Annotated in this window: 26 protein-coding genes; 20 read left to right on the top strand and 6 right to left on the bottom strand. The window is 67.2% G+C overall.

Annotation, left to right across the window (positions count from 1 at the left end):
• Positions 1-30: 30 nt before the first annotated feature.
• Entirely contained in the window at positions 31-1,035 is a 1,005-nt protein-coding gene (locus RIE32_04665) for a 2-hydroxyacid dehydrogenase (protein ID MEQ9095535.1), read from the top strand.
• On the opposite strand, the gene RIE32_04660 is transcribed toward RIE32_04665, so the two are convergent.
• The gene (locus RIE32_04660) at positions 1,032-1,730 is read right to left on the bottom strand and encodes a hypothetical protein (protein ID MEQ9095534.1); all 699 of its coding nucleotides are present in this window, start codon (positions 1,728-1,730) and stop codon (positions 1,032-1,034) included. The two genes, RIE32_04665 and RIE32_04660, sit on opposite strands and share 4 nt — an antisense overlap.
• Positions 1,731-1,934: 204 nt before the next feature.
• Between RIE32_04660 and RIE32_04655 the strand changes: the two genes are divergently transcribed.
• Positions 1,935-3,374: a DUF839 domain-containing protein gene (locus tag RIE32_04655; GenBank protein ID MEQ9095533.1), complete on the top strand. Its 1,440-nt coding sequence runs from the start codon at positions 1,935-1,937 to the stop codon at positions 3,372-3,374.
• Here RIE32_04655 and RIE32_04650 read toward each other — a convergent pair whose 3' ends face one another.
• The 3 genes from RIE32_04650 to RIE32_04640 all read right to left on the bottom strand — a co-directional run bounded on the left by RIE32_04650 (position 3,375) and on the right by RIE32_04640 (position 8,143).
• A complete protein-coding gene (locus RIE32_04650; GenBank protein ID MEQ9095532.1) occupies positions 3,375-5,858 on the bottom strand; it encodes a VacB/RNase II family 3'-5' exoribonuclease in 2,484 nt (827 codons plus the stop codon).
• Positions 5,859-5,976: 118 nt separating this feature from the next.
• Positions 5,977-6,972 (bottom strand): hypothetical protein, encoded by a 996-nt coding sequence (locus RIE32_04645; protein MEQ9095531.1) that lies wholly within the window; start codon positions 6,970-6,972, stop codon positions 5,977-5,979.
• A 166-nt stretch (positions 6,973-7,138) separates the two neighbouring features.
• A complete protein-coding gene (locus RIE32_04640) occupies positions 7,139-8,143 on the bottom strand; it encodes an NAD(P)H-binding protein (GenBank protein MEQ9095530.1) in 1,005 nt (334 codons plus the stop codon).
• Between the two features lie 100 nt (positions 8,144-8,243).
• Here RIE32_04640 and RIE32_04635 point away from each other — a divergent pair, with 100 nt between their 5' ends.
• Positions 8,244-9,074: an ATP-binding cassette domain-containing protein gene (locus tag RIE32_04635; protein ID MEQ9095529.1), complete on the top strand. Its 831-nt coding sequence runs from the start codon at positions 8,244-8,246 to the stop codon at positions 9,072-9,074.
• 9 nt (positions 9,075-9,083) lie between these two features.
• On the top strand, positions 9,084-9,824 hold the full coding sequence (locus RIE32_04630; GenBank protein ID MEQ9095528.1) for a hypothetical protein: 741 nt from the start codon (positions 9,084-9,086) through the stop codon (positions 9,822-9,824).
• Between the two features lie 12 nt (positions 9,825-9,836).
• Here RIE32_04630 and RIE32_04625 read toward each other — a convergent pair whose 3' ends face one another.
• Complete coding sequence (locus RIE32_04625) at positions 9,837-10,514, bottom strand: hypothetical protein (protein ID MEQ9095527.1); 678 nt, start codon at positions 10,512-10,514, stop codon at positions 9,837-9,839.
• Here RIE32_04625 and RIE32_04620 point away from each other — a divergent pair.
• From RIE32_04620 to RIE32_04610, 3 genes are read left to right on the top strand one after another with little or no spacing between them, the layout of a single operon-like run.
• The gene (locus RIE32_04620) at positions 10,513-11,316 is read left to right on the top strand and encodes a HEAT repeat domain-containing protein (protein ID MEQ9095526.1); all 804 of its coding nucleotides are present in this window, start codon (positions 10,513-10,515) and stop codon (positions 11,314-11,316) included. The two genes, RIE32_04625 and RIE32_04620, sit on opposite strands and share 2 nt — an antisense overlap.
• Before the next feature lie 34 nt (positions 11,317-11,350).
• On the top strand, positions 11,351-12,316 hold the full coding sequence (locus RIE32_04615; protein MEQ9095525.1) for an alcohol dehydrogenase catalytic domain-containing protein: 966 nt from the start codon (positions 11,351-11,353) through the stop codon (positions 12,314-12,316).
• 9 nt (positions 12,317-12,325) lie between these two features.
• Positions 12,326-12,601 carry a hypothetical protein gene (locus tag RIE32_04610; GenBank protein MEQ9095524.1) on the top strand — a complete coding sequence of 92 codons (276 nt, stop codon included), beginning with the start codon at positions 12,326-12,328 and terminating at the stop codon, positions 12,599-12,601.
• An 8-nt stretch (positions 12,602-12,609) separates the two neighbouring features.
• Here RIE32_04610 and RIE32_04605 read toward each other — a convergent pair whose 3' ends face one another.
• Positions 12,610-13,485 (bottom strand): undecaprenyl-diphosphate phosphatase, encoded by an 876-nt coding sequence (locus RIE32_04605; protein MEQ9095523.1) that lies wholly within the window; start codon positions 13,483-13,485, stop codon positions 12,610-12,612.
• A gap of 111 nt (positions 13,486-13,596) precedes the next feature.
• Between RIE32_04605 and RIE32_04600 the strand changes: the two genes are divergently transcribed.
• The 13 genes from RIE32_04600 (at position 13,597) to fliE (ending at position 24,385) form a co-directional block, all read left to right on the top strand.
• On the top strand, positions 13,597-14,451 hold the full coding sequence (locus RIE32_04600; protein ID MEQ9095522.1) for an RNA methyltransferase: 855 nt from the start codon (positions 13,597-13,599) through the stop codon (positions 14,449-14,451).
• Positions 14,452-14,640: 189 nt separating this feature from the next.
• Positions 14,641-15,969 carry a TlpA disulfide reductase family protein gene (locus RIE32_04595; GenBank protein MEQ9095521.1) on the top strand — a complete coding sequence of 443 codons (1,329 nt, stop codon included), beginning with the start codon at positions 14,641-14,643 and terminating at the stop codon, positions 15,967-15,969.
• Positions 15,970-15,974: 5 nt separating this feature from the next.
• The gene (locus RIE32_04590; protein MEQ9095520.1) at positions 15,975-16,490 is read left to right on the top strand and encodes a tRNA (cytidine(34)-2'-O)-methyltransferase; all 516 of its coding nucleotides are present in this window, start codon (positions 15,975-15,977) and stop codon (positions 16,488-16,490) included.
• A gap of 207 nt (positions 16,491-16,697) precedes the next feature.
• Positions 16,698-16,931 carry a hypothetical protein gene (locus RIE32_04585; protein ID MEQ9095519.1) on the top strand — a complete coding sequence of 78 codons (234 nt, stop codon included), beginning with the start codon at positions 16,698-16,700 and terminating at the stop codon, positions 16,929-16,931.
• A gap of 193 nt (positions 16,932-17,124) precedes the next feature.
• Positions 17,125-17,793 carry a peptidoglycan recognition family protein gene (locus RIE32_04580; protein ID MEQ9095518.1) on the top strand — a complete coding sequence of 223 codons (669 nt, stop codon included), beginning with the start codon at positions 17,125-17,127 and terminating at the stop codon, positions 17,791-17,793.
• Between the two features lie 409 nt (positions 17,794-18,202).
• Complete coding sequence (locus tag RIE32_04575; GenBank protein ID MEQ9095517.1) at positions 18,203-19,084, top strand: serine/threonine-protein kinase; 882 nt, start codon at positions 18,203-18,205, stop codon at positions 19,082-19,084.
• Positions 19,085-19,120: 36 nt separating this feature from the next.
• Positions 19,121-20,041: a hypothetical protein gene (locus RIE32_04570; GenBank protein MEQ9095516.1), complete on the top strand. Its 921-nt coding sequence runs from the start codon at positions 19,121-19,123 to the stop codon at positions 20,039-20,041.
• A 122-nt stretch (positions 20,042-20,163) separates the two neighbouring features.
• Positions 20,164-20,646, top strand: a complete 483-nt coding sequence (gene flgN / locus RIE32_04565) for a flagellar export chaperone FlgN (GenBank protein ID MEQ9095515.1) — start codon at positions 20,164-20,166, stop codon at positions 20,644-20,646.
• A gap of 2 nt (positions 20,647-20,648) precedes the next feature.
• Complete coding sequence (locus RIE32_04560; protein MEQ9095514.1) at positions 20,649-21,569, top strand: ATP-binding protein; 921 nt, start codon at positions 20,649-20,651, stop codon at positions 21,567-21,569.
• Positions 21,570-21,574: 5 nt separating this feature from the next.
• Entirely contained in the window at positions 21,575-23,092 is a 1,518-nt protein-coding gene (locus RIE32_04555; protein MEQ9095513.1) for a sigma-54 dependent transcriptional regulator, read from the top strand.
• A gap of 51 nt (positions 23,093-23,143) precedes the next feature.
• The gene (locus RIE32_04550; GenBank protein ID MEQ9095512.1) at positions 23,144-23,593 is read left to right on the top strand and encodes a hypothetical protein; all 450 of its coding nucleotides are present in this window, start codon (positions 23,144-23,146) and stop codon (positions 23,591-23,593) included.
• Positions 23,594-23,609: 16 nt separating this feature from the next.
• Complete coding sequence (gene flgC / locus RIE32_04545) at positions 23,610-24,026, top strand: flagellar basal body rod protein FlgC (GenBank protein MEQ9095511.1); 417 nt, start codon at positions 23,610-23,612, stop codon at positions 24,024-24,026.
• 50 nt (positions 24,027-24,076) lie between these two features.
• Complete coding sequence (gene fliE, locus RIE32_04540) at positions 24,077-24,385, top strand: flagellar hook-basal body complex protein FliE (GenBank protein ID MEQ9095510.1); 309 nt, start codon at positions 24,077-24,079, stop codon at positions 24,383-24,385.
• Positions 24,386-24,396: the final 11 nt, after the last annotated feature.

The raw sequence follows: 24,396 nt of genomic DNA, 5'->3' as shown, positions 1-24,396 counted from the left end.
CGGATGGGTGTGGACGGCGTTGGATTTGGCATGAGGGCACTGGTGTACAGCACGCGGGCGTTCGATCGGCAGGCGCTGGAGGAAGCAAACGGGGGGCGACACGAGATGGAGTACGTGGAGGCGTCGCTGGGGGAAGTGACGGCCGACCTTGCGGGCGGATTCGACGCCGTGGTCATCTTCAGCCAGGACGATGCGTCGGCGGCCGTGCTGGAGAAGTTGAAGGCCTGCGGCGTTGGGCTCGTCGCGTTGCGGGCGGCGGGTTTTAACCAAGTGGATCTGGAGGCGGCCGAGCGGCTTGGGATCGCGGTGGCCCGGGTGCCGGCGTATTCGCCCGAGGCGGTGGCCGAGCACGCGGTGGGGCTGATGCTGTGCCTGAATCGCAAGATCCATCGTGCGTACAACCGCGTGCGCGAGCGGAACTTTGCGCTCGAGGGGCTGATGGGCTTTGACATGAAGGGCAAGACGGTCGGGGTCGTCGGGGCCGGGCGGATCGGGCTGGCGGCGTGTCGCATATTGCTTGGTTTTGGCTGCCGCGTGCTGGCGTACGACGTACAGCCGAGCGAGGAGGGGCGGTCGCTGGGCGTGGAGTTCGTTGATATGGACCGGCTGCTGCGCGAGAGCGACATCGTGACGCTGCATTGTCCGCTGACGCCGAAGACGCGGCACCTGATCGACGCGGAAGCACTCGGAAAGATGAAGGACGGAGCGATGCTGATCAACACGAGCCGTGGGGCGGTGGTGGATACGCGCGCGGTGATCGGTGCGATGAAGTCACGCCGGCTCGGGTCGCTGGGCATCGACGTGTACGAGGAGGAGGGGGACCTGTTCTTCAAGGATCTGTCGAGCGAGATCCTGGACGATGAGGTGTTCGCCCGGCTGCTGACGTTTCCGAACGTGTTGGTCACCGGCCACCAGGGCTTCTTCACGCGCGAGGCGCTGGCGAACATCGCCGAGACGACGATCGCGAATTTGACGGGTTTCGAGGATGGGAGCGTGCCGCGGGAGAACGTGGCGACGACGGCGATGGTTGCTTAGGTGGCGAGGTCTGCGCCACATTCGGGGCAGGTCTCGAGGCCTCGGGCGTCGTAGCCGCAGTGGGAGCAGTGGCCGGGCGGGTAGCGTTTGAGGAGGCGGTCTTTCCAGGCTTTGAGCCAGAGGTCGGTGCGGCCGTGGGCGAAGGCGAGGATGAGCGTGGCCAGCAGGGAGAGGGTGATGGCGTTGCGGTAGTAGCCGATGGGGATGGGGATGCGTTCGGAGGTTTTGCCTTGGGCGTACAAGCTCCGGATCTCTGCGAACTCAGAAGAAAACGCCGCAAGGTCGTGGGTGTGGGGGATCGACTGGGATCGCTCGATGAAGATCGCCATCATGCGGGAGGTCTGGTCGGGCGTCAATCTTGGATCGAATGAGTGAGACGTTTGTTTGTGCGTGATGTGATAGAGGCCGCGGAGTTCATTTCTTCGCCAGGCCGGGCGCCCGAGATAGTTCCATGATTGGTCGATACGACCACCTGGCTGATTTAAGTCGCCATACGTCAATTGTCCGGGGATGGGCGTAACGGTCTCCCAGATGAGCTCGATCTCGTTACCGCTTTGCATGTACATGCCTGGGAAGAAGCGAGGTGACACCATAACGCCGAACCACTTGCCGCTGAGGTGCTCGATAGTCGTCTTGATGGTTGACCCGCCGCGCCAGTAACCGCCGGGAATCGAGGCGTAGTCGGCGATGAGCATTGCGGAGATCAGGGCGATGGTCCCGGGATGCCCGAACCAGCGGGGGCGTGGGCCTCGCAGGCGGAATCGGGTTCGGGCGGTGGTCTTTGTGAGCATGGCTGCGGGCGTAGGAGCGCAAAGGGGGCGCTAAATGTGGTCGGTGCTTCCACCTGTATACGGCCAGAAGCGGTGCAGGGCTCGTATCTTTTTGGGATGAATGCGTCGATGCACTTGCCTGAAGTCTCCCGCCGCCAGTTCCTGCAGTCCGCCGCCGCGGTGACGCTGGGGTTCGGGGGGTTGCAGTCGCTGTTTGCGCGGGGGGCGATGGCGACGCCGGCGAGCGGGGATATTGGGCTTGGGTTCGGGCCATTGCGGTCCGATCCGCATGGGATTCTGGACCTGCCCGTAGGGTTTGCGTACCAAATCATCAGCTGCATCGGGCAGACCATGAGCGATGGGCTGCTGGTGCCGGGGCTGCCCGACGCGATGGGGACGTTCGAGGGGCCGGGCGGCACGACGATCATCGTGCGGAATCATGAGCTGGACCCGAGCAAGAAGAACGGCAGCCCGTTTGGGGAAGGGCAGCGACTGGCGGGACGGCTGCCGCGGGCAAAGTTTTATGACGCGGGGTTCGGCGAGTACCACAGCTACGGCGGCACGACGACGATCGTGTACGACACCAGGACGGGCACGGTGGAGAAGGAGTACCTGTCGCTGGCGGGGACGATCCGGAATTGTGCGGGCGGGCCGACGCCGTGGGGGACGTGGATTACGTGCGAGGAGACGGCAGAGCGTGCGAGCGATCGTTACGGCGAGAAGAAGATCTTCGAGAAGGATCACGGGTACAACTTTGAGGTGCCGGTGAGCGCGTCGCCCATGCTTGCCGATGCGGTGCCGTTGAAGGCGATGGGACGGTTCATGCACGAGGCGGTGTGCGTGCACCCGGATACGGGGATCGTGTACCAGACCGAGGATCGGCACGACGGTTTGATCTATCGGTTCGTTCCGAACACGCCGGGTAAGCTGCGCGACGGCGGGCGTTTGCAGGCGTTGTGCGTGAAGGGCCAGTTGAGCCTCGACACGCGGAACTGGGAGCGGCAGAAGGTCGCGATCGGCGAGCGGCTGGAAGTCCGGTGGATCGACATGGACGACGTCGAGAGCCCCGAGGACGACCTGCGGAAGCGTGGGTTCGCGAAGGGGGCGGCCCGGTTCGCTCGCGGCGAGGGCATGTGGTGGGGGGCGCTTGCCGACGACTCGCCGGCGTCGGCGTACTTCGCGTGCACGAGTGGGGGGCGGATCAACAAGGGGCAGATCTGGCGGTACACGCCGTCGCCCGTCGAGGGCTCGAGCGGTGAGGACAAGCAGCCGGGTGTGCTGGAATTGTTCATCGAGCCCAATGATGCGGGCCTGGTCGACAATGCCGACAATATTACGGTCGCGCCGTTTGGCGATCTTGTAATCTGCGAGGATGGGGCGGACGAGCAGTACCTGGTAGGCGTGACGCCGGAGGGGCGGATCTACAAGATCGGGCGGAATGCGCGGAGCAACAGCGAGTTCGCGGGCGCGTGCTTCAGCCCGGATGGCACGACGATGTTCGTGAACATCCAGACGGCGGGGCTGACGCTGGCGATCACCGGGCCGTGGGAGAGCCGGCGGGCGAGTTGATCACTTCTTGTCTCGGCGGTAGTCCTTCTTGCCTCGGTCGCGGGCCTTGCTCTTGCGGCTGCGTCGGGTGCCGCCAGGCATCTTCTTGAAGCCGGCGCCGTCGGCGTGTTCGAGTCCGCCGCCGCCTTCGCCGAGGGTGAGGCCTTCGACGCCCTTGGTGACGGCCTTGCCGGCGGCTCGGCTCTCGGCGTCGGCGACGAGGAGCTCGAGGCGACGCTTGGGCAGGTCGACGGCGCCGATCTGCACGCGGATGCGGTCGCCGAAGTTGAAGCTGCGTCCGGAGTTCTTGTCGACGAGGGCGCCGGTGTCGCGCACGGTGATCCACTTGGGCGCCTTGCCGCCGCGGGTGACGTCGCCGGGCAGGTCCTCGACCTTGATGAAGCCGTCGGCGAGGTACTTGTCGATCTGGATGAAGATGCCGCGGGTGTTGAGGCCGGTGACGACGCCGTCGAAGACCTCGCCGACCTTGTTCGACAGGAGTTGGAGGACGAGGAAGCTGCGGAGCTCGCGTTCGGCGTCGGCGGCGTTGGCCTCGGTGTCACTGATGTGTCGCCCGATGGTGACGAGTTCTTCCTGGGGGATGAAGGACTCGGCGTCGCTGAGCTTGCGGCCCAGGAGCTTCATTTCCTTCTCGCCCTTGGGGGGCTTCTGGCCGTTGGCGGTGAGGGCGAGGTAGTCCTGGAGGAGTCGGTGGGTGAGCAGGTCGGCGTATCGGCGGATGGGGCTGGTGAAGTGGGAGTAGGCGTCGCTGGCGAGCGCGAAGTGGCCGATGGGGGCGGGTGAGTACTCGGCCTTGGAGAGCGTGCGGAGGACGGCCATGTGGACCGCTCGGCCCGAGGCCTTGCCGCGGGTTGCGTCGAGGATGCTCTGGAGTTGCTCGCGGGTTGGGTTCTTGGGAAGGCTGTAGCCGGCGACCTTGGCGACCTTCTGGGCCTCTTCGGTGCCCGCGGGGGTTGGGGCGGGGTGGACGCGGCGCATGACCGGGACGTTCATGCGCTCGAAGAGGCGGGCGACGGCCTCGTTGGCCTCGACCATGAACATCTCGATGATGGTGTGGGTGAAGGCGTCGTCTTCGGGCTCGGCGTCGACGACGTGGCCGTTGTCGTCGTAGATGAGTTCGACGTCGGGCAGGTCGAGGTGGATCATGCCGGCGGCGCGGCGGCGTTCACGGATGGTGCGCGCGAGCTCGTCCATGAGCTTGACGGTGTTCTTGAGCTTGGGGGTGTACTCGGGCTCGGTGCGGGCGTGCTTCTTGGCTTCTTCTTCGTCGCCGTCGATGAGGGCCTGGGCTTCGAGGTAGGTCATGCGTTTGGCGCTGTTGATGATGGTCTGGGCGGCGCCGGTGCGGGTGACGCGGCCCGAGAGGTCGTAGTGGATGAAGATGCTCTTGGCGAAGCGCGGGACTTGCGGTTGCAGAGAGCAGATGCCGTTGCTCAGGATCTCGGGCAGCATCGGGATGACGTGGCGGGGCAGGTAGACGCTGTTGCCGCGCTCGCGGGCCTCGACGTCGAGCGGCGAGCCGGGGGCGATGAAGTGTGCGACGTCGGCGATGTGGATGCCCAGTTCCCAGCCGTTCTCGGTGCGCTTGACGCTGATGGCGTCGTCGTAGTCCTTGGCGTCTGGCGGGTCGATGGTGGTGATGTAGTCTTCGGTGAGGTCCAGGCGGTCGGGCAGGGCGCCGGGGCCTTCGCTCAGGAAGCGTGCGACGGCGTCGTCGAAGTAGCGCGTTGATTCGCGCGCCTGGTCGAGGCAGGCGTCGGGGAATTCGTCGGCGGGCAGGCCGTAGGCGGCGATGACGGCCTGGGTCTCGACGTCGGGCTGGCCGGCTTCGCCCAGCACGCGTGTGATGACGCCCTCGGCGAGGGCCTGGCCCTCGGGGTATTCGGTGAGGTCGATGATGACCTTGTCGCCCTCGTTAACGTATTTGCTATCGGCGTCGGTGATGACGACCGGGCCGATGGAGGTGTCGCCGTCGGGCATGGCCAGCCAGGTGGCGCCGCGCTTCTGCATGGTGGCGGCGTAGCTTGAGCGCTTGCGTTCGAGGATCTCGACGATGCTGGCGACGTACTGGGGGCCGAAGCCGCCGCGGCCGGAGGATTCGCGCTTGCGGTCTCGGCGGATCCTGGCTTTGACTCGGTCTCCCGAGAGGGCGCCCATGGTGTCGTCTGGGGGGACGAAGACGTCACCCTCGCGGACGCGGGTGAGGGGCTTGAAGAAGCCGAAGCCCTTGGGGTTTCGGTTGAAGGTTCCCTCGACCTCGCCGTCGGCGTCGCCGAAGCTGGGGAGCATGACCTGGCCGGCGTTGCTCATCGAGAGCAGTCCCTGGTCGACCAGGGCGTCGACGGCGGACTGGAACTGCTGGGGGTCTTCGGCCCTCAGGTCCTGGGCGAGCACCTCGACGGTGGAGGGGGCGTACTGGTCGTGCCCCACGTGGCGGAGGATGGCCTCTCGATACTTGAGGACGGCCTCGGTAGATGTCGACATGGCGGGCCCTCCTGGCCTGGAGCATGGTTCCGGGGAGGCGTGGTCGCTTCCCGTCAGGCCCCAACCATATCGACCCGCGGCGTGTTTCTCTGGGAATGGACGGCGGATGAATCGAGCTTCAGGCGGCCTTGCGGTCTTCGCCGCCGCTGGCCTCGAGGGCCCGGACCACCGACCAGAGTTCGTGGCTGAGGCTTTCCTTGCCCGACTTCTTGAGAGCCGGGCCCAGGGCCTTGCAGATCGAGCCGAAGTACCAGACGGCGAAGTCGCGGCCGCCCTTGAAGAGCGTCCATGCGTCCTCGCCCGAACTCTGGTAGCGTGCGAGCACGGCCCTTGCCGAGGCGACGGCGCCGCAGGTGGCGACGAGCAGGGCCGAGGCGTCGGCGACTTCCACGAGCTTGGCGTGGACGTTCGAGGGCTTGCCGCTTGGGCTCATGGGGACGGTGAGGAGTAGCTCGGCGCGTTCGAGCAGGTCGACGGCGGGTTCGCCGAAGCGGACCGACGCGTCCTTGCGATCGACGCACGGGGCGTTGGGATCGATGGTGTCCAGGAGGCCGGCGGCGACGGCTTCGTCCTCTCCGCCGCCGTGCTGGATGATGAGGGCGGCGGCGGCGAGCCTTTGGGCTGCGGCGGACGACGCCTGCATGGATGCGAAGGCGCCGCCGTCGAGGCTGAGGACGGCCTGCATGGCGGTGGCCAGGCCGACCTGGCCGGCGGTGGGCTTGGGCGCGGACGGGGGCGTTGGCTTCGGGTTGTTCTGGGGGTTGTTCTGGGGCTTTGGCTGCTGGCCCTTGTCGTTGTCGCCCTGTTGATCCATGGGGTCATCCTCCTGCGTGGCGTCGGGCTTGGCGTCTTCGGCCTGGTCGTCTTCGGTCTGGTCGTTGGCGGGCGGAGCGGTGGCGGCGGGGTCGCCCGCGGCTGCCTGTTTTGCTTCGTCGATCAGGACTTCGGCGTCGTCGAAGCTGTCGAGCTGATACGCGACCTCGTCGAAGGAGGCCGCCAGGAGATCGCCGACGGTGGTGATGCCCTTTCGGTTGAGGGTCATGACGACGGCGGGGGTCGCCGAACGAAGATGCGAGATGGGCGTGTCACACACCACGTTGGCTCCTGGGGGCATTCGGCTCTCCTTTGTGGCATCGGTCGACGCCGAGAGCAACTTTCGTTACGCGGGCTCTTGGTGTCAGTCGGGCGGTGAGGCCAACGCCGCGGGGCGCGTGCAAAACCGTGCTGCACGGATCGACCGTCGCAGCTTGCCAGGGTTGGCGGACGTGGGTTGTGGGGTGCTAGAGCTTTCCCGCGTAGACCGAGAACGAATCTCGGAAGGGCTTGGGCTGGCGATCGAAGTAGGCCTCCACGCGCTCCAGGGAGCTGGTGGAATCCTGGGCGCCCATGGTGGCCATGCCCTCGTCGAAGGGCAGGAGCCCGCCCAGGCCGACGAAGCTGGCGGCCTTTGCCTGGAGGGCGGCGATGTCGGCGGGGGCCCAGAGCGGGTGGACGCCCTTCTTGGCGTGGGGCACGTGCTCGTGGACGTATTCGAGCATGGCGGGCCAGGAGAGTCGCTCGGCGCCGACGAGGTTGAAGATCTCACCGATGGTCTCGTCGCGCTCGAGTGCATCGACGAAGTAGTTGGCCACGTCGGTGACAACGATGGGTTGCACCTCGGGATCGACGTAGGACACGCCGCCGAATGGCACGCGTTGCTCGGTCTCGGGGCGGCGGAAGTAGGGCATGCCGATCCAAGGGGCGATCTCGCCGCGGCTCCACTGGACCATCATCTGGGTGAACTCGCCGCCGGGGCCATGGATGAGCGATGGGCGGAAGATGGTCCAGTCCAGGTCGGAGGCTCGGACTTCCTGCTCGGCCTTGAACTTGGTCTTCTGGTACTGCGTGCGCGCCTCGTCGTCGACGCCCAGGGCGGACATGTGGAGGTATCGGCGAACCCCGGCCCGCTGGCAGGCCTTGACGATGCTGCGGGTTCCCTCGACGTGGAGGGCGTCGAAGCGCTTGTTCTTCGTCTCGCGGATGATGCCCACCAGATGGATGGCCGCCGTGCAACCACGGAGCAGTTCGGCCAGGGCGTCGGCGTCGTTGATGTCGCCCACGGTGACGGCGACGGCATCCCGGTCTCGCAGGTCGGCGATGTCCTTGTGCGAGTGGCTCAGGGCCCGGACCTTGTAGCCTCGATCGAGCAGGGCGCGGACGACGTGGCCGCCCACGAACCCGGTTGCCCCGGTGACGGCGACGGTGCCTTTGGCGCCATGGGAGCTGCCGTTGGTGTTCTGATCCATCTGTGCCGGTCTCCGAGCTTGCGTCTTGGTGGGTGGTTGCCGGGCTGAACAAAACTTGAAAATGCCGCCCCGGGCTGCCGAGGGCTACTAGCGTAGGGGCGTGGCGACCGAAAGTGCCGATCCATCGGGGGGTGCGTGCCTGCGTGTTGCGGGGCTGACGCACCAGTATGCCGGCCAAACGCGGGGGCTGGGCCCGGTGGACCTCGCGCTGCGGTCCGGGCGCGTAGTCGCGCTGGTGGGCTCGAACGGCGCGGGCAAATCGACGCTTCTGCGGCTGCTGGCGGGCGTGCTGACGCCGCGCCGGGGCTCGGTGGAACTGGCAGGCCGGCCGATCGGCCGTTGGAGCGAGGCGGAGCGGGCCAAGCGGCTGGCGTTGGCGCCGCAGCGAACGAGCCTGGCGTTTGCATTTACGGTGCGAGAGTACGTGGGCTTTGGGCCCTTTGCGGCCGGCCGGCGGGGCTCGGGCGAGGCGGTGGCGTGGGCGATGGAGGCCATGGACCTCACGCGGCATGCCGACGCGGCGCTTCCCAGGCTCAGCGTGGGCCAGCAGCAGCGTGCGACGATCGCACGGGCGCTAGCGCAGTTGGGGGCGGGTGACCTTACGGGGAAGGTGTTGCTGGCCGACGAGCCGGCGAGCTCGCTCGACACACGGCACGCCGGGCGGCTGATCGAGACGCTGCGGGAGTTGGCCGGACGCGGGCTCGCGGTGGTGGTGGCGGCGCATGACCTGCCGTGGGCGGCGTCGGTCGCCGATGGGGGGCTTGCGATCTCGGACGAGGGATCGGTCGTGGAAATGAGCGTGGCGGAGCTGGGAGATCCCTCGGCCCTGGAGGGTGTGTTCGGCGCGGCGTTCGAGCGGTTCCGCAGCGAGGATGGCGGTCGCGTGGTGGCTCTCCCCCGCATGGCGTCTTCGGAGCGGGCTGTCGACTAGGGTTGATTCATGTGGCAATGGGTCCAGAGCAACTTTGGCATCATCATCATCGCGATCTCGTTCGGGATCTCGGGCCTTGGTTGGCTGATGCAGCAGTTGAAGCAGGCCCAGGAAAAGAAGCAGGCTGAGCAGGCGCGGCAGAAGGCCAAGCTCGAGGCGCTGCGGACCGGACGCGTCGAGGCGCCGCCGCAATCCGAGAGGAGCGGTCGGCCTCGCCAGCAAGCCGAGCAGACGCAGCGCGAGCGGTTGGAGGAATTGGCCCGGCGTCGGCAGGAAGAGCAACGCCAGCGTGCGTCGACCAAGCGGCAGGATCTCGAGGAGCAGTTGCGGCGGCGCCGCGAGGCCATCGAGGCCCAGCGCCGCCGGCAGCAGGAGCAGCACCAGCAGCGTCAGCAGGGGCCGCAGCGCCCCCAGGCGCGGCCGCAGCAGTCGGGTCAGTCGCAGCCGGCACGCGGCGCCACGCAGCGATCTTCGAGCCGTGGCGACCAGCGCGATCGTCCGCGGCCTATTCCGGCCGGTCGGCCCGTCGAGCCAACGCGTGCGCCGGTGCAGGCGACGGTTATTACCGACGTGATCGAGGCGCAACGTCAGCAGGAAGACAGGCCGGTGGAGGCGCCCATTGCGGTGGGCGGGCGCCGCCGGGGAACGCCCCTGATGGCGATGGGCATCGATCTGAAGAAGGCCGTGATCATGCGAGAGATCTTCGATCGGCCCGTGGGATTTCGCCCGCCGGGTGACGGGCAATTCTGAGTCGCGTGCCGATCAACGCTCGTCGATGAACTCGATGACTTCGAATTGCTCTTCCCGGCCGTCGACGCGAACGCCGAGGAAGGTGATGCGTTCGCGCATGGTTTCGCGGACGACGCCGCGGTTCTCGACGGCGGTGCTCTCGTAGCGCTGTCGCACCTTGGCTGCGCCGAAGTCGAGCAGCAGCACGTGCGTCATGCGCTGGGCGGGAACGGTGTTGCCATCGATGGTCCATGTTGTTGGCTCGATGGCGAAGAACGTGCGTGAGGCGGTACCGGTGCGGCTGGGGCGTGCGTCGGCGGCGGGAGAGAGGCCCTCGTAGAGCGCGACGTCGGATTCTTCGACGGCGGGGGGCGTCTGGCCCGCAGCGGGCATGAGGGGCAGGGGGGGCTCAAAAACGGCGGTTTCGTTGCGATCCGGGTTGGAGATGCTGGTGGTCGCCGGGCGGCCATCGGGCAGCCTGACGACGGCGATCGTTGTGGGCGGCTCGCCGATAGTGACGGTCCACCGGCCGTTACGCTCGGCAGTGACGCGTGTCGGTTGGTCGCCATCGCGGGTGCTGCGCACGGTGGTGTAGGGGCCGGGCACGTAGAACCACTGGGACTGGAGGTCGCCCAGCGAGCCCGTGGCGATCGGGGTGGGGGCGCATGCGGTGGCGCACACGGCGGCGGCGAGGCCGATAGCATGGGCCATGACGCGGAGTCTGGCGAGTCTTGGGGCGATGTGTGGTCTGCTGCTGCTGATGGGTGGCTGCCAGGGGACTGGCGTGCAGTTTGGTGAGGACAGCATCGTCAACAAGATCTTTGCCACGACACAGGTTAACCCGGCCGAGTTGGCCAGGGATCCATACGACCCCGACGCTCGGTATCGCGGCACGGTCAGGCTGACGATGGAGTTGCTCGAGCCCGACGAGCGGATCCTGGCGATCTTCCGGGACAACCTGCAGGACGAATACGCCGCGGTGCGGGCGGCCGCGGCCCGTGGGTTGGGAATCCATGGCGTGGCCGCGGACGGGGCGTTGCTTGCCCGTGCTCTGGATGATCCCGAGCCGATGGTGCGTCGCGCGGCGGCCATCGGCTTGCAGCGGATCCACGAGCCCTCGGCGACGGGGCGGCTGCTCGAACTCATCGATCCGGAGAACGAGCCCGATCAGAACGTGCGCGTGGAGGCGGCGATCGCACTCGGGCAGTACCCCCAGAGCGACGTGGTGACGGGGCTGCTGACCTCGCTGCGGTCCGATACCGAGCAGAGCCTGGCGGTGCACGCGGCGGTGGTGCGATCGCTCGAATTGCTGACCGGGCAGGACTTCGGGCTGGATTTCATCGCGTGGCAGCGTTGGATCGATCAGAATGGCTCGTGGTTCGCGGACCAGCAGACGTACGTCTATCCGGTCTTCACAAGGTCTCGGGCCTGGTGGGAATATCTGCCCTGGATGCCCTTGCCGCCGACGGAGACCAGTTCGACGCCGGTTGGTTTGACCCGCACGCCCCGGTAGGCCGATGACCCCTGCGTAGCCCCGGGAGCCTTTCTTGGACGCGATCGTCGCCCGCCAGCATCAACCCGTCGTCGGTTCCTGGTCGCCGCCCTCGTGCAACGCGGGCGAGGCGCTCGTGCGTGTGCGTCTGGCGGGCGACGTCCCTGCCTCGGTTTCATCGGCCGCCGCTGGCGCACCGGACGGCTCGGTGCTGGGGCGAGATCTCGTCGGCGTGGTGAGCGAGGTGGGCGAGGATGCGCCCGCGGGCGTGCGTGAGCGATTGCTCAAGTCTCGGGTGGTTTGCTCGCCCACGGTTGCCTGCGGCACGTGCGACATGTGCCGAGCGGGCGTGAGCCAGCACTGCCGCGAGGGCGGCACGCTGGGCAGCGACGGCGTGCCGGGCAGCATGGCGGCGGTGGTGGCCGTCCCTTGGCGGAATCTCACGCTGGTGCCCGAGGGGCTGGCGGACGATCAGGCGTTGCTCGCCGGGCCGCTTTCGAGGGCCTTGCATGCTGCTCGCATGATCCGCATGGAGGGCAAGGTGTACGTCACGGTGCTGGGGGACAACCTTGCGGCGTTGCTGGCCGTGCAGACCATCGCCAAGCTGAACGCCACGGTTCGGCTGCTGGGCTGGCGTCCCGAGGCGTTTGGACGCGCCGAGAAGTGGGGCGTTCGGCATCGCCACGCCGACGAGGTTGGGCGGCGTCGCGATCAGACGGTGGTGGTGGATTGCGTCGGCAGCGAGGCGTCCATGGACCTGGCGCTGGGGATGCTGCGGCCCCGGGGCACGTTCATCCTGGCGGCCCAGCCGCAGGCAGGGGCCCGGGTTGACCTGACGCCGGTGGTAGCCGGTGAGTTGGAGGTCATCGGGGCGAGCTTTGGCTCGGTGGCCGATGCGCTGCCGCTGCTAGCCTCGGGCGAGGTCCAGACGACGGGCCTGGTCGAGGTACGGACACGGCCCAGCGAGGCTCCGCGGCTGCTTTCCCGGCCCGAGCTTCTGTACGTGGCGGTGGAGTTCTAACATTCGGGCATGCGTGCTACCGCGACCCGTGAACCGCTGAAGCAGTACGACGCCGTGCCGACGACGCCCGGGCGCATCGCGTTGTTGTTCGCGTGTGCGGGGCTGATGACGTTTGGCTTGTTGAGCCCGGTTGCCTTGCTGGTGTCGATCATCGCGCTTGCGAAGAAGCCCGACTGGTTTGGCTTCTTCGCGTTCGTGCTGAGTGGCCTGGCGGTGGCCGTGCTGGTCGACGTGATCTTCTTCGGCGGCGTGCTGTTGCTGCTGCTGATGAGCGTGTTCGGATAGACCAACGGCTAGGCGGCCTCGGGCATGAACGAGACCAGGCCTGCCATGGTGGCCGCCAGCAGCACGCCCGCGAGCACGATGCGGTACCAACCGAAGAGCGCCAGGCCGTGCTTGTTCAGGAAGCCCACGAGCCACTTCACGGCGAGCATGGCTGAGATCGTCGAGACGACGATGCCCAGGATGAGGGCGGGCCAGCCGATGACGTCGATCATGGTGGGCGAGCCGTCGTCGCGGGTCAGGTCCTTGAAGAGCGTGAGCACGCAGGCGCCGCCGAGGGTTGGCAGGCCCAGGAGGAAGCTGAATTCGGCCGCATCCCTGGGCTTGAGGCCTACGAGCACGCCGCCGGTTATGGTCATCATCGAGCGGCTGGTGCCCGGAACCATGGCCACGCATTGCAGCAGGCCGACAATGAACGCGCGGAACGGACGGAGTTCGTCGAGCGTCATGCCGCGCTCTTCGCGGCGGCGCGGTGCGACCACGGCCTTGTCGAGCGCGATCATGTAGATGCCGCCGATGGCGAGCATCGCGAGCACGACCGTGGCGCTGAAGAGGTGGGCCTCGATCCACTCGTTGAAGGCCAGCCCCAGCGCCGCGGCTGGAAGGAAAGCGACGAGTATGTTAACCGCCAGGCGGAGGCCGTCGGCGTCTTTGCCGAGCAGGCCCTTGATCATCTGCCAGACGCGCTGGCGGTAGAGGCCCAGGACGGCGAGGATGGCGCCGCCCTGGATGACGATGTTGAATGCGTTGACGGCCTGGTGGCCCTCGGGGGTGTCGCTGAGGCCCATGAGGCCCGAGGCGAGGATGAGATGGCCCGTGGAGCTCACCGGCAGGTATTCGGTGATGCCCTCGACGATGCCGAGCACGATGGCTTGCCAGAGTTCCAAGTGCTCGACGCTCCTTCGCGGATACGGGTCAGGTCCGATACGCCTTGCCGGTTGCTTCGTTCGGCGGCGTGCAGATTAGCCATCGGGTGACGGGCGGCCCAGAATGAGCCCGTGACGAGTGCTGCTGGCCCCGAATTCATCCCAGTCCACGATCTCTCGCACCCTGAGCTGGAGCCCTATCGCGACCAGAAGGACGCATGGCTGCGCGTGCAGCGGGATGGAGGTACGGGGCTGGGCGGGCTGTTCATTGCCGAGGGCGAGATCGTGGCACGGGAGTTGTTCGCGTCCTCGTTCATGGTTCGTTCGGTTCTAATCACGCCCACGCGGCTGCTCTCGATGCGGGTCGCAATCGATCGGTTGCCAGAAGGGACGCCGGTGTTCGTGGCCGATCGGGGCGTGGCCGAGGGGATCGTGGGGTTCGACATGCATCGGGGTGTGCTGGCGATCGGCGAGCGGGGCGAGGCGGCATCGTGGGAGGAGGTTGTTCGGGCGGCTCCGTGCGTGCTGGTGCTCGAGGGGCTGAGCAACCACGACAACGTGGGATCGCTGTATCGGAGCCTGTCGGCATTGGCGCCGGTGGGGTCGGCGGTGCTACTCGGGCCGGGGTGTGCGGACCCGTTTTACCGCAAGAGCCTGCGGGTGTCGATGGGGCACGTGCTGCGGGTGCCGACGGCGCGGGCCGCTGATTGGCCCGGGGACCTCGATCGGCTGGTCTCGATGGGGCTGCGGACGCTGGCGCTCACGCCGGACGCGGGGGCGAGGCCACTGGGTGGGGTTGAATTGCGGTGTCCGCCGGATCGCCTGGCAATGCTTCTGGGGGCCGAGGGGCCCGGGCTGAGCGAGGCCGCGATGGCGACGGCGGAGCATCGGGTGCGCATCGCGATGAACGAGGGCGTCGATTCGCTGAATGTTGGGGTGTCGGCGGCGATCGTTCTCGCGACGCTCTGCGAGGCAGGGGCCGGATAAGGGGAACATTTGGCCGTCTGCAGCGTCAATAGAGAGAGTGGGCCCGCGATGCGGTTGCAACGAGGCCCGGCCGAGCGTGGTATCCTGCGGCGAGGGCCCGGATCTCGGGTCGTGTTTGGCTGTGGATGGCTCTGGCAAAGAACGCAACGAGAACAGACTGGCGTCGGGACGGCGCAGAGGGCAGCACGTATGCGAGGGATTCTGACGGCAACGATCGTGGCGCTGGCGGCCAGTGCCGGCTTGGCGCAGAGCGAGCAGATCATCCGCGAGGGTTCGGGCGAGCGGCGCGAAGCGCTGAACGCGATGGAACTCAGCACGTTCGACAAGTCGCTGCTGGGCGGATTGACCGACTGGGTGGGTGAGCCGCTGACGGCCGACGACCTGGACGGCAAACCGGTGCTCATCCTGACGTGGGCCAGCTGGCACTCGGGGTCGACCGCTTCGGCCCGCGCTGCTGAATTGATGGCCAAGCGTTTTGCAGACCAGGGGCTGGTCGTGATCGGCGTGCACTCGGACGAGGGCTACGACACCGCGGCGCAGACCGCCGAGCGTCTGCGATTGAGCTACCCGATTGCGCGTGATGCGGGCTCGAAGTTCCGCGAAGCGATCAAGGCCGACATGGATCCCAACTTCTACGTGGTTGATCGGGCCGGCCAGATCCGCTTTGCGGATATCGAGCGCGGCAGCGTGCGCGACGCGGTGCAGTTGGTGAGCCAGGAGACACGCGAGGTCGCGGCGCAGGCGGCGTCCCGTCGCGCTGAGCCGGAGCGACCGACGACCCGCGTGATCGGCCGCGTGGCGCAGAACGATGCGGCAGACATTCCCAACTGGGACATTCCGCCGCAGGACGCGCTGCTGTACCAGGACGCGAACTGGCCGGCGCGTTGGCGTGCGGCCGAGGAAGCGCAGAACGCGGACTTTGACAACCGCGGCCAGACGGCGCTGCCCATCGTGGATTTCAACACCGACCTTGTGACGTGGGTGACGCCCAAGCCCAACATGGACGGTCGCGTGCGCGTGGTGTATTACTGGGCCCACACGGTGCCGTCGAGCTACGAGCGCGTGCAGCCGCTGATGGACGAGTTGCAGCGTCGGCACGGCCGGGACATCGTCGTGATCGGCATGTCGATTCCGTGGGTCGCGGTCGATCGCGAGGAGGTACGTCGCAACCGCGGCGTGATCGACGAGGCGATCGAGCGGTATGGCCGGACGCTGGCGAACATCACCAATCGCACGCAGATCAAGCACACGATCGCGCTCGACAAGGATTTGGAACTGCTGACGTCGTCCCTGGGCAAGGAGGTGTACGGCGGTGGTGATCGCATCCTGGAGACCATCCGAGACCTGCACGTGCCGTTCGTGGTGCTCTACAGCACCGACAACTCGGTGCGTTGGATGGGCCACCCGCTGGACGACCGCTTCGAGGTGGCGCTGAACCGCATGGTGGAGGTCGATCCGGCGGTGCAGATCCGGCGGCAGCGCGACGAGGCATACCTCTCGCGTCAGAACCGTCGATAGGCCCGATGGACAACGGCACGAGTTGGCCGCGGCTGCACGTGGTGCTCCACGAGCCGGAGATCCCCAATAACACCGGCAGCATCGGCCGCACCTGTCTTGCGATGGGTGCGGCCTTGCATCTCATCGAGCCGCTGGGCTTCGATCTCGATGAGAAGGCGTTGCGGCGGGCGGGCCTGGACTACTGGCCTCGGCTAAACCCGACGGTGCACCGGAACTGGCATGCGTACCTGGAGGCCTACCCGGAGGCCCGGCGGTGGTACTTCACCGCCCGCCGGGGCAGGCCGCACTTCGAGGCGCATTTCGAGGCGGGGGACCACTTGGTGTTCGGCAAGGAGACGCGGGGCCTGCCGGCGGAGTTGCTGGAGGGTCAGGACGCGTGGCGGGTTGGCATCCCGCTGCGGGAGGGCGAGCGGAGCTTGAACCTGTCGACCGCGGTGGCCGTGGGCTTGGGCGAGGCGCTGCGACAGATGGTGGTGGATGGTCGTTTGGGTCTTGTGGGGTGCTTGCATTTACCCAGGTAGGCGTCGCTGGAGCGGCAAATGTTGCAAATTTGCAACGATTCGGTGTGGGCCTCAGAACAAACAAGTGTGCTCAACGTATAGCTTTATGTGGACCGCCCCGGCAGGGAACGCGACGCCGGGGGCCGCCCAGGAAGGGCCGGATCCACACGCATCTCTCTCTCCTCCTCCGGTGTACCACACGTCATTGGACGTGTGGTACACTGTTTTATGGCTGAGCGATTTCGTCGATGGTCCGGGGTGGGGAAGGCTTGGCTGCTGCTGGTCGCGGCCGGGGGTGCGGCGATGCTGTCCGGCTGTCGCGAGCCGCTGATTACCGAGAACCAGATTCGCAGCCCGTTCCACCGCTACGACCGGGTCCGCAATCAGGACGCGGACACCTTTGTTCGCGACGAGTTCGGCCGGCCCCGGCCGAACGTTGCGGCCCGCCTGGCGCCCAAGTGAGCCCATAACCTCCGCAATCGTTGCGTTTGGAACGTTCTGGCGATAATCGGACGCAAATAAACGAAGAGGAGCTTCGGTCTTTTCCGATGCATTGATGCTCTTCGATGCGCTACGCTCGCATCGCTCGAACGACCTCCGGATGGACCCGGCAATGACGATGGTTGGCAGGCTGCCACGCAATTCGAGTCGCTCGATGGGACAGGCCGTTGTTTCGGCTTTGCTGCGTTCGCGTCGGGGCATGGTCCTGACGAGTTTTGCGGGGTCGATGGTGGTGCTCGCGTCACTGCTGGTGCTGGTCGAGGGCCAGCGGTCGCCCGGGGTGGGCGGGCGGAGCATCGCACCGCTCGCGGCGTCGGCGGCGAGCGTGCCGCTCGAGGCGATCACCGAGCCTCCGGTGGGTCTGGATGAGAGCCGTTGGACCCGCATCGTGATCCACCACAGCCGGTCTCGTCACGGAGATGCGGCCCAGTTGGCTCGGGCGCACCAGTCGATGGGGTTGGCCGGGCTGGGCTATCACTTCGTAATCGGCAACGGCCGGGGCATGGCCGACGGCGAACTGCACGTGGCCGAGCGTTGGCTGCGTCAGCAGCCCGGGGCGCACGTGGCTGGTCCGGATAGCCTGGCGTACAACCGCGATTCGATCGGCGTGTGCCTGATCGGCGATGGTCGCCAGGAAGCCTTCGGCCGGGCGCAGATGGATCGTCTGGTGGCGGCCGTATCGACGCTGGCGAGGGAACTGGATATCCCTAGCAACCGCATCCTGCTTCACGAGGACGTGGCCGGTGTGGATGATCCGGGTCCGTATTTCCCTCGCGAGAGCTTCTACCGGCGTCTGGCCGAGGCCGGCGTGCCAGTCCGGTAGCGGCCGTCGTGGCGCCTGGGCGGTGCCGGCGCATGCAACCGAGCCGGATCCAATCCGAACAAGTCTTCAAGCCGCGACGTTCCCCACCGCGGCCGGGCGTCCGTGAGTCGATTCGACGAGCCACGCTCGCGGGAAGATGGAACAATCGAGCATGCAAGCCCCTGCGGGGGTGGGCGTTGGGGCCAGCCGTACGGCGTCGGCGCGTCCGAGAGTCGGTGGGTCTGGCGGCTTGGAGGCGTTGGGCCCGGATGGAGCGAATCCTGGGCCGCGACGGGCCGATAGACCGGCTACCGTAGTCGCCCGTTTGGACGCCTTTGTCAGGGATTGGTCATCGGGGCGTTCGGGGTTTTCGGAAATCGGTTCCCGTGATTTGGCGGGACCCATCAGGGGTCGGGAGGAGCAGTCACCGGTGGAGCCGCTTCCCAAGGGTGAGGTCATTGAGGGCCATCGGATTCTCGACGAACTCGGTCGCGGGGCCGCGTCGATTATCTATTTGGCCCAGGACGAGAAGACCAAGCAGATCTACGCCCTCAAGCACGTCAAGCGCGAGACGCCCAAGGACCAGCGGTTCCTGGAGCAGGCGGAGTATGAGTACAAGGTGGCCAGCAAGCTGGACCACCCGAACATCCGCAAGATCCGACGGATGATGAAGCGCAAGCACCTGCTGAAGGTGAAGGACCTGTTCCTGGTGATGGAACTAGTTGACGGCGTGGCGATGGATCAGAAGCCCCCGAAGACCTTCGACGATGCGCTGGACGTATTCCATCAGGTGGCCCTGGCGCTGGCGCACATGCACGAGCGTGGATTCGTGCACGCGGACATGAAGCCCAACAACGTGGTGGTGTCGCCCGATGGGGTGGTGAAGATCATCGATCTGGGCCAGTCGTGCCCTACCGGGACTGTGAAGCCTCGCATCCAGGGCACGCCGGACTTCATTGCGCCCGAGCAGGTGCACCGCCGGGCGATTACGCCCAAGACGGATATCTACAACCTGGGCGCGACGATGTACGCCGTGCTGACCGACAAGCGGGTGCCTACGGCGCTGGCCGACGAGAATTCGCTGCTTGGGTCGCTGGACGACAGCATGATCGAGAAGCCCAAGCCGGCAATCGAATTGAACGAGCGGATCCACCCCAAGCTCAACGAGTTGATCATGCGGTGCGTGGAGGTCGACCCGGCCAAGCGGCCCGAGTCGATGACGTACGTGGCCGACCGGTTGAACCTGGTGCACGGGATCATCCGGGCCGAAGCCGAGCGTGGCCTGACCGTGCGAGGCTCGGCGGCGAGCTGACGGCGGCGATGCCATCGCCGGCAAAGGACGGCCCGCATGCACGTATATGCGTTCGAGGATCTCGATCTCTCTTCGGTGGACGTGGTATGCCAGACGCTGGAATCGGCGGCCGAGGCCAGCCGCGATGCATCCTGCCGTCGTGGGTCAATCGACTGGATCGAGGCGCCGGGCAGCCTGATCGCCACGGGTGACATCCATGACAATCCGCTGCACCTGAGCCGGGTCATCGAGGCCGCGGGGCTGCACGGCGACCCGGCCGAGACGGCCGAGAGCGAACGAAGCCACCTGACGCTTCACGAGCTGATCCACGGCGAGCACCTGATGGGTGGGGTCGACTTCAGCTTCCGGGCGTTGACGCGGGTGGCGGCGCTGAAAGCGGCGTTTCCTGAGCACGTGCACGTGCTGCTTGCCAACCACGAGCTTGCCCAGATCGTGGGCTCGGGCATCGTGAAGGACGGCGTACGCGTGGTGGAGGCATTCAACGACGGCGTGGCCCGGGTCTTTGGCGACGACGCGGACCGGGTGCACGAGGCGATCGCCGCGTTCGTGCGTGCGATGCCCTTGGCCCTGCGCTGCGAGACGCCGCGCGGGGTGATCCAGTGCAGCCACAGCGTGCCCAGTCCGGCGATGATGGGGCGATTCGACGTGGGGGTGCTTGACCGCGATCTGACCGAGGAGGATTACCAGCCGCTGACCGGCTCGGCTCACATGATGGTGTGGGGCCGGCACTACGACGCCGAGAGCCTGGAAGACCTGGTGGAGCGTTGGGGCGTGACGATGTTCGTGCTCGGGCACGAGAAGGTGCCCGAGGGGGCGCGGTTCGTGCCGCCCTGCGCGGTCGTGCTCAACAGCGACCACGCCAACGGGGTGTACCTGCCCATGGACCTGACCGAGCCCCCCGAGCCCGAGGAGGCGCCGTCGCGGGCCAGGCGGCTGGCCGAGCCCGTGTACGAGTGAGGGTCCGGCGCCTGGTGGGCGTGTTGCGTCGCGGCAGTTCTTGCGCGTAGATTGAAGATTTTTGCCTCATGCGGTCGATGGCACCCGCGAGGGCGTGGAGTGCGCCCCGTCTGGAGGTCAGGATGACCCACGGCGAATCGTGCGGCTCGGAGTCTGCCCGGGCATTGCTGCGCGATCGGGTAATGCCGGCGCTGGAACGCCAGGCGGCCTTGTATGACCAACTTGCGGCCTTCGGGCCCAGGCAGGATGCACTGATCTCGCAGGGCGAGGGCGACCAGTTGCTGCGCCTGATGGGCGAGCGGCAGGCCGTGGTGGATGAACTGGTGGAGGTACACCAGAGCCTGGAGGGTGTCCGCCAGGACTGGGACGGCTTCGTGGCCGGCTTGGCCGAGGACGAGCGTGCTTTGCTGGGCGAGCGGCTCGATCGCGTGAAGGCGTTGGCCGCCCGGGTGCACGAGCAGGACTCCCAGACGCGCCGGCAGCTCGACGGTGCGCGAGATCAGATTCGAAGCAGCATGCAGGGCGTCGGACGGGGCAAGGGCGCGGTGCGTGCCTACGGCGGAACGGCCACGCGGATGCCGATCCATCAGGATCGGGAGGCCTGAACATGGGCGTGCCGGCATCGATCGATCCGGGGATGCTCGCGGCTGGTCGGGGGACCGGTGGTGGGCCGGTGACGCCCGAGGATCTGGCCGAGTTGATGCGGGCGTTCAACGCCGCGGCTGGCGAACTCGGCCAGACGCACGAGGCCTTGCGTTCCGAGGTGGCGCGGCTGAAGGGTGAACTGCACGAGGCGAACCGCCGGCTGGAGCGGAGCCGCCGGCTCGCAGCGCTGGGTGAGATGGCCGCGGGCATCGCCCACGAGGTCCGCAACCCGCTGGCGGCCATTGCGCTGCATGCCGAGATGCTTCGCGATGACCTGGGTGAGGGCGAGTGCGGGCAGACGGCGGGGAAGATCCTGCGCGCGGCGCGCGAGCTTGACGGCGTGGTGGGCGATGTGCTGCGTTTTGCCCGAGAGCTGGAGCCCACGCCGGCGTGGGTTTCGCCGCGAGAGCCGGCGCGCCGGGCCTTGTCGACGTGCCAGATGCTGGCCGAGGTTGCCAGGGTGGAGCTGGAACTGGTTGGCGGCGATGAATGCGCCGAGGTCGAGATCGATGGCGGGCTGGTGTCTCAGGCGCTGGCGAACCTGATTCGCAACGCCATCGAGGCGATCGCCGAGGCCGAAGCGATGAGCGCCAGGCGGGTGTGCGTGGCGGTCGATGTGTTCGAGCGTGGGGGCGTGCAGCAGGTGGCGTACAAGGTGACCGACACGGGGCCCGGCCTGCCCGAGGGCATCGTGGAGCGGATGTTCAACCCGTTCTATACGACGCGCCAGACCGGTTGCGGGCTTGGCCTTTCAATGGTGCAGCGCATCGTCGATGCGCACGGCGGTCGCGTGGATGCGGGCGAGGCGCCCGGCGGTGGAGCACGGTTCGTGCTGACGCTGCCGGTGCGATCGACGGTGGTGCGAACGGAGGGCGTGGCTTGAGCACGGTGCTGGTTGTCGACGACAAGGAGATGATGCGCGATAGCGTGTGCTCGGTGCTGCGGCGCGCGGGGTTGACGGCACTGGCGGCGACCAGCGGGCAGGAGGCGCTCGATCGCGTGGCGCTCCAGCGGCCCGACGTGGTGGTGAGCGACCTGAAGATGCCCGGGATGACGGGCGTCGAGTTGCTGGCGCAGGTGCGAAAGATCGACGAAGAGCTGCCCGTCGTGCTGATGACGGCGTTTGGTTCGGTCCAGACGGCCGTTGAGGCGATGAAGCTCGGGGCGTTCGACTATCTGACCAAGCCGTTCGAGGGCGACGAGCTGCTGATCTGCGTAAAGCGGGCCATTCAGCACGCGAAGCTCCGGCGCGAGAACGCCGTGTTGCGTGCCGATGGGAGCCAGGCCGTCGTGGAGCCCAGTGGTAAGATCGCCACCGGAGGCGCTGCGTTCGGGCTCGATCGGCTGGTGGGCGGTTCTCCGGCCATGCGGAGCGTGAAGGCCCAGGTACAGGCGGTGGCCGACAGCCACGGCACGGTCTTGATCGTGGGCGAGAGCGGTACGGGCAAGGAGGTCGTGGCGCGTTCGATCCACGAATTGAGCCCGCGGCGAACCGGGCCCTTCCTGGCCGTCAATTGTGCGGCACTGAGCGAGACGCTGCTGGAGAGCGAGCTCTTCGGCCACGAGAAGGGCGCATTCACCGGCGCCGACAAGATGCGCAAGGGGCGATTCGAGCTTGCTCACGGCGGCACGCTGCTGCTGGACGAGGTGAGCGAAGTCAGCCCGGCAATCCAGGCGAAGCTGCTCCGCGTGCTGCAGGAGCGGGCCTTCGAGCGCGTCGGCAGCAGCCAGACGATCTCGATCGATGTGCGCGTGCTGGCGACGAGCAACCGCGACCTGCCCAAGGCCGTGGCGGCGGGGGACTTCCGACAAGACCTGTTCTTCCGCCTGAACGTGCTGCCGATCCATCTTCCGGCGTTGGCCGATCGACTGGAGGACGTGCCTGAATTGGCCGAGGCATTCCTTGGGCAGATCGCACGGCGCGAGGGGCGGGGGCGGGTGCGCCTTGAGCCGGGCGCGGTGGACTTGCTGTGCGGCTATGACTGGCCCGGCAACGTGCGCGAACTCCAAAACGTGTGCGAGCGTGCGGTGGTGCTGAGCGCCTCGGGATCGCGCCATGACGAGGCGGTGATCCGTCGGGAGATGATCGAGCCCTGGCTCGCATGGCAGACGACGCCGGTGCAGCGGGCGGCGGTGGCGATCGAGCCCTCGCCGGTGATGGAGCGAGCCGTGGCGGTGGGGGCCGGGGTCGATGATGGGTTCGGCGGGGGATCGAACGGGGCCATCGTGTTTGCCCCCGGAGACACGACGCTGGACGACATGGAGCGGGACGCCATCGTTCGGACTCTGGAGCGGTACGACGGCCACCGGCAGCGAACCGCCGACGCGCTTGGCATCGGCGTGCGGACGCTGGGGATCAAGCTCAAGAAGTGGAAGGACGAGAAGCTGGTGCCCGAAGACCTCTGAACGGTGGCGCGGGGCCAGATTGGCCCGGCGTTTGCGGTTGGTTCCCACGCGATGTTGCAGAAGACCCTCCAAGCCGGCTCGCTCCCCACGCTCGAGGCGATGATGCGCTTCACGGGGCAGCGGCAGCGGTTGCTGGCCCACAACGTGGCGAATCTGACCACGCCTAACTTCCAGGCCGTAGACGTGTCGCCCAAGGCCTTCCAGAAGGTGTTGGGCGAGGCGGTGGCCGATCGGCGGGCGCGCAACGGCGGTATCCACGGCTCGCTGGACATGCGCAGCACGCGTGAGGTTCGTGTGCGTGAGGACGGCGGGCTTGATCTCATGCCGCTACGAGGCACCCGGGGCGTGGGCGGTGTGCTCCTGCACGACCGCAACGATCGAGACGTCGAGCGACTGATGCAGTCGATGACCGAGAACTACGGGGTGTACCGGGTGGCATCAGACCTGATGCGCAGCCGGGTGGGCGTGCTGCGGACGGCAATCAGCCAGCGTGTGGCCTGAGGAAGCGGGGTAGGGCGTGTTCGGTAGCCTGGACATCTCCACGAGCGGCATGATCGCGCAGCGCGTTCGGCTGACGGCGGCCTCGGCCAACATCGCCGGCGCGAACGTCGTCGAGGACCAGTATGGCAACTACGCGCCGTATCTTCGGCGCGAGGTCGTGCTCGCGGCCGGTGATCCCTCGGCGACGACCGCGGAGGGCCGGGGCCTGGGCGTGCACGTGCGGGAAGTGGCCCAGAACGAGCGGGCGCTACGAGAGCGGTACGATCCGACGAGCAAGCATGCCGATGCGGATGGGTACGTCATGGGCCCCGACATCAGCACGTTTGCCGAGCAGGTGGACGCGATGGAGGCGTCCCGGGCGTATGAAGCGAACGTGGCGGCTGCCGAGGTGACCAAGGCGATGCTGGCCCAGGCTTTGCGGATGATCGCGTAGGACATCACGTCGGTCGGTGAACGATCGGTAGCATTCGGAGGCGGAGCGTCATGAGCGACCCTGTTGGCCTGATCGGCGGATCGACCGGACCGTTGCGCGATGGGCAGCCCGGCAAGGCCCAGACCGAGCCAACGGACGGCGAGGCATTCCGCAAGGCCCTGTTTGGTCAGCTCCGCGAGGCATCGGAGATGCGTCAGGACGCCGACAAGGCGGTCGAGGACCTGATGACCGGCCAGCGGACGGACCTGGAGGGTGTTCTTCTTGCGACGCAGAAGGCCGATACCGCTTTCCAGTTGTTGCAGCAGATGCGCAACAAGGTGATGGAGGCGTATCAGGAAGTGCAGCAGATGCGCGTGTGACCGACGCGCAG

Source organism: Phycisphaerales bacterium, assembly GCA_040221175.1.
Taxonomy (GTDB): domain Bacteria; phylum Planctomycetota; class Phycisphaerae; order Phycisphaerales; family UBA1924; genus JAHCJI01.
This window is presented reverse-complemented; position numbering and strand designations above follow the sequence as displayed.